The sequence below is a fragment of the Mycobacterium sp. E2479 genome (assembly GCF_001667925.1).
Classification (GTDB): domain Bacteria; phylum Actinomycetota; class Actinomycetes; order Mycobacteriales; family Mycobacteriaceae; genus Mycobacterium.
Genome location: NZ_LZJR01000067.1, coordinates 1 through 554, shown reverse-complemented (window position 1 = coordinate 554; position 554 = coordinate 1). Strand labels below are relative to the sequence as shown.

General features: G+C 68.6%; 1 protein-coding gene. It reads left to right on the top strand.

The genetic code is table 11. From position 1 onward, the window contains the following. A partial coding sequence (locus A5686_RS07845) for a VWA domain-containing protein (protein ID WP_156750000.1) occupies window positions 1-554 on the top strand: 554 nt, incomplete at both ends.

Here is a 554-nt window from a genome sequence, read left to right as displayed (position 1 = left end):
GACCATCCTGCTGGCCGTGTCGCTGGTATTGCTGACCACCGCGATGGCCGGGCCGACCTCGGACGTCCGGATTCCGCTCAACCGCGCGGTCGTGATGCTGGTGATCGATGTCTCGGAGTCGATGGCTTCGACCGATGTGCCGCCCAACCGCCTCGACGCGGCCAAGGAGGCCGGCAAGCAGTTCGCCGACCAGCTGACCCCGGCGATCAACCTGGGGCTGGTGGAGTTCGCGGCCAACGCGACGCTGCTGGTGCCCCCGACGACCAACCGCGGCGCGGTGAAGGCGGGCATCGACAGCCTCAAGCCGATGCCCAAAACCGCAACGGGAGAAGGCATTTTCACCGCTCTGCAGGCGATCGCGACGGTCGGTTCGGTGATGGGCGGCGGCGACGGCCCACCGCCGGCCCGGATCGTGCTGGAGTCCGATGGCCGCGAGAACAAGCCCTCCAACCCCAGCGATCCGCACGACGGCGTCTACACCGCGGCGCGGCTGGCCAAGGACGAGGGTGTTCCCATCTCGACGATCTCGTTCGGGACCAAGGGCGGCGAGATCG